Annotated in this window: 5 protein-coding genes; all 5 read left to right on the plus strand. The window is 38.4% G+C overall.

Features of this window, described 5'->3' with window-relative positions:
* Nucleotides 1–89 precede the first annotated feature (89 nt).
* A complete protein-coding gene (locus tag Q3C15_RS08375) occupies nt 90–5336 on the plus strand; it encodes a phage tail tape measure protein (RefSeq protein ID WP_302704945.1) in 5247 nt (1748 codons plus the stop codon).
* A gap of 13 nt (nt 5337–5349) precedes the next feature.
* On the plus strand, nt 5350–6183 hold the full coding sequence (locus Q3C15_RS08380) for a phage tail domain-containing protein (RefSeq protein ID WP_302704946.1): 834 nt from the start codon (nt 5350–5352) through the stop codon (nt 6181–6183).
* Between the two features lie 23 nt (nt 6184–6206).
* The gene (locus tag Q3C15_RS08385; RefSeq protein ID WP_302704947.1) at nt 6207–7580 is read left to right on the plus strand and encodes a prophage endopeptidase tail family protein; all 1374 of its coding nucleotides are present in this window, start codon (nt 6207–6209) and stop codon (nt 7578–7580) included.
* Between the two features lie 10 nt (nt 7581–7590).
* Nucleotides 7591–8004, plus strand: coding sequence for a hypothetical protein (locus Q3C15_RS08390; RefSeq protein ID WP_302704948.1), 414 nt, complete (start codon nt 7591–7593; stop codon nt 8002–8004).
* The coding region (locus Q3C15_RS08395; RefSeq protein WP_302704949.1) for a hypothetical protein at nt 8004–8768 on the plus strand (765 nt) is incomplete at its 3' end. The genes Q3C15_RS08390 and Q3C15_RS08395, both read left to right, overlap by 1 nt.

Consider the following 8768-nt stretch of genomic DNA (forward strand, 5'->3'; position numbering starts at 1 on the left):
AAATTCTATTGGCAAAATCACGAGAAGACAGAGAACAGGATATTATGTCGCTGTTCTCTTAATTTTTATGGAAAGGAGGTTACAATTCTATGGCAGGTAATGGAACACCGATTTCAACAATGGCTACACGAATCACAATTGATGATATGCAGGCTGTTGAAAAATTAAGCGGTTTAAGGAACCAAGTCAGCGCGTTAATGAATTCTTGGAAAGCACAGAATGCGATGCTGAATTCCGTGGGTGACCATTTAGGTGCTGCGAAAGCTAAATATGAAGGCTTAGGCGATGCGATTCAAAAGCAAGAAGAATACATTTCAAAGCTTAAGTCTGAAATGGAAACCATTGATACTTCAACTAATAAAGGTTCTGAAGCTTATGCACGATTGACTAAGCAATTATCAATGGCACAAAAACAATTGGCTAATTTAAATGCTCAACAAGATCGTGCTAAAAAATCAATGGATTATTATGCCAGTGGCGCTGATAAAGTCAAACAATCACTAAAAGAGATGACCACATCATCAAATTTAATGATTGAAAAATTAAAAACGGAAGGCAAAACTTATCAAGCGAATTATGAGCAATCACGTTTGTATGCCAATCAATTAAGCAAGATGAGTTCACTGCATGAAAAGTTGAAATCATCACTTAATTCAATTGCTGCCGAACAAGGCAAGGAATCGGATGCATATAAACGGACTGCAAGTTCATTGCAAAAGCTTGATACTGAAATGGCTAAAACACGTTCTGCTCAATCTAAGTTGAACGAAAGCTTCAGTAGTACCAATATTGCAGCTGCTAAAATTCATGATAACTATAACAAAATTAGTAAGTCAGTAAGTCAAGTTGGCTCTGGTGTTAAATCAATGGCCGGGAAAGTTGTTTCTGCTGGGGCAACCGCTGGAGTGGCTGTGGCTGGTTTAAGTGCCGGCTTTGTTGCTGCAAGTAAGAGCGCGTCTGAAATGCAGAACACATATCGGACAACAGCTAACTTGCTTGAAACCGGTGGCGAAAAAGTTGCGGAAGTAACTAAGAATGTTTCTGAAATGCAACGTGACGGGCGTAAATATTCGCTTGAATACGGAAAGTCACAACAAGAAATTGCTGAAGCATATCAAGACTTAGTCAAGCGTGGTGATACATCTAAGCAAGCCTTGGGTGCAATGCGTTCAGAAGTTCAAGCTAGTGTTGCAACTGGCGATGAATTAAAAGACGTCACTGAAGTTACATCGAACGTTATGGAATCATTCGGCATGAAAGTTGATAAGAATGGTAAAGCATTGCAATCAACTGCCGAAATGACCAAGCGAACTAAAACAGCAGTTAATGAATTAGCCTATGCTGCTGATAAGACATCAACCAACTTCCAAGACTTAGGTGTTGGAATGTCGTATGTAGGTGCAACTGCTCACGGTGCAGGCATTAGTTTATCTGAAACCGCTAGTGCAATGGGTGTTTTGAGCAATAACGGTCTTGAAGCAGATAAAGCTGGTACCGGATTACGCAAAGTGATCAATAGCTTATCTACGGCGGTTAAGAACATTAATAGTGCTGATAGCCCTTTGAAGAAATTAGGCATCACTAAGAGTGATCTAGTTGATTCTAGTGGAAACCTTAAAAGTTTATCTGACATCATGGGTGTTCTTGGTGAAAAAACTAAGAACATGGGTACTGCTGAAAAGAACGTGGTATTCAATTCTTTGTTTGGGACAACTGGTCAACAGGCCGGGGAAATTCTTGCAGATAATGCCAATAAATTACGCGATTTAAACAAAGAGGTCGCTAATTCTACTAAGAACGACTATGTTGGAAAACTTGCTGAAAAGAACATGGGTACTGCTCAAAATGCGATGAACCGTTTCAAAGCAGCATCAAAAGATGTTCAGATGACATTAGCGTCAGCAGTCTTGCCGACAGTTTCACAATTAGCCGAAAGTATGTCACACGTTGTTGATTCTAAAGGCTTCCGTGGCATGATGAAAACTCTTAGCAGTGGTATTGAAACTGTGGGAAATAAGCTCCAGGGAATGTTTAGGTACATCGATAAGAATTCAGCAGCATTTACTTCGATGGGTAAATCTGTTGCAACCATCATTGGTGAATTCGGTTCAGGCGTGTGGGCGACATTTAGCGGCGTTATCAAAGGTATTTCCAAGAGCATTCTAAATATGTTCGGTGATAAGTCCACAGGTAATGCTGCTAAAGATTTATCAAAAGCACTTGCCGATATTGCTAGCCACAAACAGGCGATTAAAGTCATTGGCGAAACGTTTGCTACTTACTTCGTGACTAAAAAAATGTTGGGCTTTGCTAATTCTATTTATGGTGTTGTAAAAGCCATGGGTGCATTATCTGATGCAATTGATACCGTAAAAGGCGGCGGCAGCATTTTAGATACGATTTCGGGCTTAAAAAACAAAACTTCTATTAAGGATAGAGTTAGCAAGAGTGCTGAAGAAATTGCAGAAGATGCTGTTGAAAAAGTTGGATCTAAGGCTAAAAAAGGAAAGATTCTTGATAAATTAGCTGAAAAAACACCGGGGACTGCAAATAAAGTCGCTAACGAAGCTGGAAAATTAGCTGAGGGCGCGAGTGAAAGTGCAGGAAAAGTTGCTAAAAAGGGAAAAATTTTCGGCAAACTTTTTGATGTTGGTGCGAGCGATGAAGCTAGCCTTGCCGCAAAAGGTCTTCGACTAGGCGGTAAATTAGTTGGCGGTTTAAATATTGCTATGAGTGCCTTTGATATTTATAAGGGACTTACAAGCCACGGCACAGAAAAGTATACCAAGGCGGGTTCTGGAATAGGTTCGCTTTTAGGAACTGGTATTGGGGCCGTGTTGGGTGGCCCTGTGGGAGCTGCGATTGGTGGAACTTTAGGTAATGCTGTTGGCAATTTTGCAGGGAAAGAAATTGCCAAACACACTATTAAAGGTCCTAAAATCAGCATGAAAGAAAGCTATGATAGACTTCACAAAGAAAACGAAGCCTATATTAAGCAACAAACTGCTGATTTAAACACGCTTCTAAAATCCGGCGATATCACAAAGAAGGAATATGACCAACGTCTGAAAGAAATCCAGGACGGAAATAAAAGAATTTCTGCATTGGATAAAAAGTCAGCTGAAGAGCGAAATGCAGTATCAAAATATTATGCGAAAAAACGTTCAGAGCTTGAATCTAAATACGATAAACAAATCGAAAAAGATAAAAAGACTTGGGAAAGCAAGATCTATGCAGATGCTAAAAAGTATGGTTCAGATTCGGTTAAGGTTCAAGAAGATCAGAAAAAGCGCGAACTAGCAATCGAAAAAGATAAGGATGCTAAAAAACGTGCTTTACAAAAACAAGCAAATGATTTTACTAAAAAGTCAACAATTGAAGAAGCTAAGGAAAATGAGACCTTAACAGGTAAGTTAAAAAAGGCAAATCGAGAGCAACTAAAAGATTATGATAGATTAGTTACTCAAAAAGGAAAATTATCCAATAAGCAACTTCAAACCATTGTTAATAATGCTCAAACCGAATATAACAAAGTCACAAAGTTAGCAAAAGATGAATACAATAAAGAGGTTTCAACTGCTAAGAAGAAATATAAAGATATTGTTTCTCAAGCAAATAAAACTAGAGATGATGCTGTAAAAGCTGCTAACGATAAATATAAAAAGGTTGTTAATGCAGCTTATGATGAATATTCAGGAACTGACAAAGCATCAACACAGCAACGTAATGCAGTTATTGCTCGCGCTAAAAAGCAACGTGATGATTCGGTTAGTGCAGCTAATGATCAACGAAACAAAGTTGTAAAACATGCTGAAAACCAGCGAGATTCATCAATTTCGGCTGCCGAAAAGCAAAGAAGTGAAACTGTTGCAAAAGCTGGCGACCAAAGAGATAAAATCACTCAAGCAGCAAAAGATCAGTCACACGGTGTAGTTGACCACGCTACTAACCAAGCTAATAGTACGATGAAAGCTAATAGTGAACAGGCAAGTGGTTTAGGCAAGATATGGAATGACATTGTTAAATTCTTCAATAAATTAACAAAGCCGTTTGGTGTAAAGTCTGTTGAAGTTAATTCGCTTGCATCAACTCCTACTCAAATTGGCGGTTTAGCTTATGCATCAGGTGGTGGCGTTTCTGACAACGGCAAAGCGCTTGTAGGTGAAGCAGGTCCCGAATTACGGTATAAACCATATTCAGGAAAGTTTGACATTCTCGGTGCTCAAGGTGCACAGTTAGCTGATTTAGAAGCTGGCGATGAAATCTTAAATGCTGATGATACTGCTAAGTTATTATCAGGAAATTTTGTTGGAACTCTCCCTGGATATGCAAAGGGAACAACGAGCTTAAGTGATTTCATTAAGAAAGTTAAAGATAAAGCAAGTGACATCTTTGGCGATATTAAAGATGATGCTTTGAAAGCTATCAAAGACATTGGAAATCCAATCGATAAGTTGAAAGATATTGCTAAGAAAGCATTCAACCTTGATTCAGTAAAGAATTTAGGTAGTGTACCGCACGATATTTCAAAAGGTGCGGTCGATAAGTCAATCAAAGGTATTGGTGATTTCCTGAAAAACTTAGTTGATAAAGTTAAGGATCATATGGATTCTGAAGTTGCGGGAATTAGTGCTAAAAACATTGGCCCTGGTGCTGGAAACTGGGCAAGTGTAATTCGAAAAGTTGCGGATGCAACTCACACGAATGTATCAGATAGCGATATGCAAGCTTTACTTGCCCGTATTCAAAAAGAATCAGGTGGGAACCAATCTATTCGGCAACAAGTTTGGGATATCAATATGGCGAATGGGAATCCTGCTCAAGGTTTATTCCAATACGTTCCAAGTACTTTTGCAGCGTGGGCTGTGCCAGGACATACTAATATTCTTTCTGGTGAAGACCAAATCTATGCCGTATTTAACGATTCAAATTGGCGTTCAGATATCCGAATGCCTGGTGGCTGGGGTCCGACTGGTCATCATGTATTTGCTAATGGTGGCATTGCTAATGAGCCAAGTATCTTTGGTGAAGATGGTCCAGAAATGGCAATTCCATTGGCAAGTCCTAAACGCTCTCGTGGATATGAACTACTTGGTAAGGTCGTTTCAATGTTTGCCGCAGAAGAACCTTCACGAGCAACAGTTAATACTACTGACAATTCACGTGTGGAAGAGTTACTTGAACAAAACAATGCTTTAATGCAGACTTTGATTAATATTGCGAATGGTCAATTAAATGTATTGAACAATGGAAGTACTAATACTCAAGTTGCAAAGAATGCATTTTATAATGCTTTCGGCATGGATCAGAAACGGACTAATTTCCAATCAATTTAGGAGGTGCTAGAATTTGCCAATTGAAAAACTTTACGTCAAAAAAGACGGCGAAAACGAGTTTGAAATTAACGATGTGATTAGTGGGATAACTGCTATGGGAATCACGAAAGTTGCACCTCAATTGACACCCACAGTCAAACAGTTAGTAGGGACTGACGGAGAGATCACATACGGTGCATTTTACGGGCCGTCAACAGTTAAAGCAAAAGTGTATCTTCATGGAAAAGACGTGTACGATTACAAACTTTTAGTAAGTGAATTGTACCGTCTTTTATATTCCAAAAAACCAATCAGGATTCATGATGAAGTAGAACCTAACATTTGCTATTACTGCTTTGTAAAACCAATGACGTTTACAACGATCAACTTTACAGATGGTACAGCGGAGATCGAGTTCACGGTTCCAAGCGGATTTAGACAGAGTATTAAAAACAGTGACGAACTTACCGGCACTGATTATCAGTTCGGTATGAATGAAACGAATAATGATGATCTGCATGGTGAAATTAAATATGAATTTAATTCTGGGACGTTCTGGGTATATAACGACTCAGATATTATGATTGATCCATATAGAAATCGACATGAGTTAACAATTACATTGAAATGTGACGGGAAACCAACGATTAAAAATGACACTACGGATACTAGCATTACGATTAATCAGAACATAAAAAATACTGATACATTCATGCTGAAGGGTGTTGATAGTTTCTTAAATAATGACGCTTGGGGGATTAATACCGATATGGGATATATCACGTTGGCTCCAGGTTGGAATAAATTTGAAGTAAGTGGCGCTTCAAACGTTGACATTAAATTCAGTTTTCCATTTCTTTACCTATGAGTTTAGATGAACGTGTCTATGTTATGGATCGCGGAGGCCACTATAAAGCGATTCTTCAAGGCATAGATTGGAGTACATTCTGTGTTTCATGGACTAAAGATAGTCAATATCAGCTAGATTTTAGCTGCTACGTGACAGATTCATTTGGATATTCATTATTAATTAATGAAAATATCATTGAATTTCGTGGTCAACAATATGTGATTAAAACATATAATCCACAGTACGCTGATGGTTATGACACAATTCAAATTTCAGCAACTCATATTGGGTATGAATGCCAATATATTGTTCACATGGAGACTAAGGCTGGAGCAGTTAGCATGTCAATTCAAGACGCCCTGCATTGGTTATTTGATGGTAATGTTAAAGGCTTTGATTGGGAAGTTCGTGGAAATTTTACTAACCGAACACTTACTGATTTTGGTAATGTGGATGCCAAGAGTGGTTTAAGCACCATTAAACAATATTGGAGTTGTGAAGTAACATTCGATAACAAACATGTAATCGTTTGGAGTCACGATGAATATCTTCATAAATTGAATAAAACGATTCGGTATCAACATGATACAGATCAAATTCAATTAACCGGCGATTCAACTTCAATTGTCAATAAACTGTATTGTGTAGGGGCGACCGGAGATAATAATCAACCTAAGTATTTTCAACCTTTCTGGGTGATGGATAATGATTCCATTAATAAGTGGGGAGATAAACCAGGTTCGTTGTATCAGAATGATACACCAACTACTCAACAGGCGATGGAAGCAGCTGCACGAGCAACAATGCAATTGAATCCAACGTTTTCAATTGTGGTAACTTACTATGGCTCAGATACACCAGAGTTTGGTTCACAAGTTTATCTCGAAGTTCTTCCAATGGATATCAAAGAATGGGTTGAAATTACAGGATATAAAATCTATCCATTTGATCCCACACAGAGTGGAGAAATTGATTTGAATTCATTGCAGCCAAACATTCTTACAATTAATAATTCATTGAAGAATGACGTATCTAAAGCAGTTAGCAACGCGATTGCTGCACATAACTTTAATGATGTTTCAAACAATTCAACTAATCAAACAGCAACGATTAATGTTGATACTGGGGAACTAACAGGCAAGATTGATTTAACATTTTCATCCGGTGTAGTTTACGTTGACCTATCGATGCAAGAACTTGCGTCGTTGAGAACTTTAGGAACGTTTGACGAACCGTATCGACCAAAAAGCTTGAGAACAGGGAATTTTATTGTTTCATCAGATAAGAATTATATCGTCAATTATGTAGTTCAACCTGACGGGGAGTTTAATATCCTAAGCATTTCTGACCTGTCAGGGACGCCAATTAGTGAGTTAATGAGCCCAGTTAATGGAAACTTCAACTATTTGATTTAGGAGGGATACCGTGGAAGCAAAGATAGAGCTCTGGGACGGTAATCCCGGAACATTAAATACAACCAATCAGACGAATTTTACGACAATTCAGAAATTGATTGACCAAATCAATAAACTATCACAAACGAACCCGCTATTTAGTGAGTATGACGTAAGCTTTGACGTTCAATTGCTACCGCTGCTTAATCGAAATGCACGGGTTCAGTTTTTAAATAACGCAAGATTATTAGATAAATTAATGCCGGACTTAATGGACGATATTCTGTTAATGGCCGGCATTATTGATTATGAATACAAAAAGCCAGTCATTCCAACAGTGCTGTACTTTGATAAAGCGCTGTGGAATAACTATTGGCAAGCAGTTGCGGACGACTTAGGTTTAATCGTTACCGCAATTAATCAAATCACAGGAGGTACGGATTAATGAATGATGAAATTGACATCACACCGTTAATCGATACTGGCTATGTTCAAAAAGTTATTCAAGAAGGACAAAATGCCGTATTCAAGAATGGACGCCTAGTTTATATCATTTTGGACGTTGATAAACCAGGAAAGTTCTTCTTTGACTTACGAACAGTATTTAATGCCAGCACAGGTGAAGGTGGAAAAGACCTGAAAATTATGTTTATGAATAACGCTGTTCCGTGGCAATTAAACGGTAAAACCATCAGTATTGATGGCGCATATCCAAGTGGCGAACGATTTCACGTAACTGGTTCAGAAAATCAAGCTAACTCAAGTTTGATTAACTTCACTTTCCCACTTGGTTTATTTCAAGAAGCCGGAATTTATCAATTCCAATTTGAAATTACGGACGAAAGTGGCAACCGTGCAACATCGCATTACTGCTTCTTCCAAGTTACCCAGAATGCGACGCTGTTAGCTGCTGATTTCAAAAACGGGGTCAATCCATTTGATAGCGACTACACAAAATGGAAAAACCAGGTTGAACAAGAAATCAACGCGTTAACTGACAAGCTTAACAATTTAAACACGTCAGCCGATCAGTTAGAACAACTGATGAATAACTACATCAGTAAAGCTCAACAATATGTTGAAGACGCAACTCAAAAGGCAGTTGATAAGTTGTTGAGTGGCGAAAACACTTGGACGGGTAGGCAACACTTTGATGGCGGTATCACGTTTGGGAATAATGCGCAAGGAGATACATTAGTAGCCAATACC

Origin of the sequence: Ligilactobacillus sp. 110_WCHN (assembly GCF_030518115.1) — a bacterium.
Lineage (GTDB): Bacteria > Bacillota > Bacilli > Lactobacillales > Lactobacillaceae > Ligilactobacillus > Ligilactobacillus aviarius_C.